General features: G+C 73.2%; 1 protein-coding gene. It reads left to right on the forward strand.

What is annotated here, in order from left to right; translation table 11 throughout:
- Nucleotides 1–116: 116 nt before the first annotated feature.
- A partial coding sequence (locus AB0C29_RS47525; protein WP_360834854.1) for a hypothetical protein occupies nt 117–1,595 on the forward strand: 1,479 nt, incomplete at its 3' end.

Here is a 1,595-nt window from a genome sequence, read left to right on the forward strand (position 1 = left end):
CCGCCGCCGTACCCGGTCGACCGGAGAGTCCGGGCTGACCGAACGGCGGGCTCGCAAGATGATCTTCCCCGCTTATGCTCACGCGGCTCTGTCGTTCACGGGGAGGAACCACCACCATGCGCCGCGCCCTGCACCGCCTGCTGACCGGATCGGCGGCAGCCCTGACGGCGGTCGCGGCCCTGGCCGTACCCGGGACGCCGGCACTGGCCGCGGAGCCGGCCGTGCGGCTGCACTTCCCGGACATCACGGTGGCCGGGTCGGTGCCCAAGGCGACCCCGCTCTTCGCCTGGATCGACGTGCCGGAAGACGCGCCCGCCGCGTTCGAGAAGATGACCGTGCGGGTGGACACCGGCGGCGTCGCCGACATCGCCACCGTGGTCGCGGCCGACGACTTCCAGCTGGGTGACGAGCAGTCGTGCGGCCGCACCGGCACGGTCATCAGCTGCACCCTCACCGGGCACTTCGAGCTCGAACCGGGCGCCAACCTGGTGGCCCTGCTGGCCCTGGAGGTCACCGCCAAGGCCGGCGCCGCCCAGGACGCGCACGGCAAGCTGGCGTTCAGCGCCCGGCTCGACGACCTGCCCGAGGCCACCACCGCGTCGACGGTGACGATCGGCGAGGGCGTCGACCTGGCCGGCGTCATCAGCACCCCGCGCACCGTGGCGGCCGGCGCGAACGTCGACGCCGGCCTGCGCGTGTCCAACGTCGGGACCGCGCCGGTCAAGAGCGTCGTGCTGGTCATGCTGGGCTGGGACCCGAGCCTGTCGCCGGGGCCCGGCTTCGGCAACTGCCGGTACGGCATCCTGACCGTCTGCACCTTCGACGACGAGCTGGCCGCCGGCTCGACCTACGAGCTGGCCACGCCGATGCGCCTGAAGATCCCGGCCGATGCCGCGGCCGGCTCCCGGGCGAGCGCCCTCGGCGGCTGGTACACCCCGGCCGACTTCCGGGAACTGATCGACACCGCGCCCGACCTCGACGAGGAGACGCTCGGCCCGAAGGGCACCGGTCCCGCCGTCGGGTTGCGGGCCGTGCCGGCCAAGAGCGCGGCGCGGGCCGCGGCGAGCCAGGTCGACACCGACCCGAAGAACAACATCCTGGTCAGCGAGTTCGTCGTCGGCGGCCGCCGGACGGACCTGGCCGCCGTCGGGGCCACCGTCACCGGCGAGCCGGGCGACAAGGTGCCGGCCCGCGTCGGCTTCCGCAACAACGGGCCGGGCACGCTCTACCACTGGACCTTCGAGAACACCGACCCGTCGACCCACATCGTCGTCCCGGCCGGGCTCGAGGCCGTCGGCGTCGACGAGCGCTGCTTCCCGATGACGTTCGAGGACGGCGAGGAGCCCGAGGACTTCGGCACCGACCTCACCGGGGCGTCGGAATACCTGTGCCTGCTCGAGGAGGGCAGGACCAAGGCCAAGGCGTCGACCCTGTTCGACTTCACCTTCCAGGTGCGGGCGAACCCGTCCGCGGCGGCCGGCCGGGTCGGAATCAACGAGGAGATCTTCACCGAGTACCCGATCGACCGCGACGCCCGCAACGACACGGCGGCGATCGCGGTGCAGCTCAGCGGCGGCCAGGGCGGCGGCCTGCCG

The sequence above is a fragment of the Actinoplanes sp. NPDC048791 genome, assembly GCF_040650095.1.
In the GTDB taxonomy this organism is placed as follows: Bacteria; Actinomycetota; Actinomycetes; order Mycobacteriales; family Micromonosporaceae; genus Actinoplanes.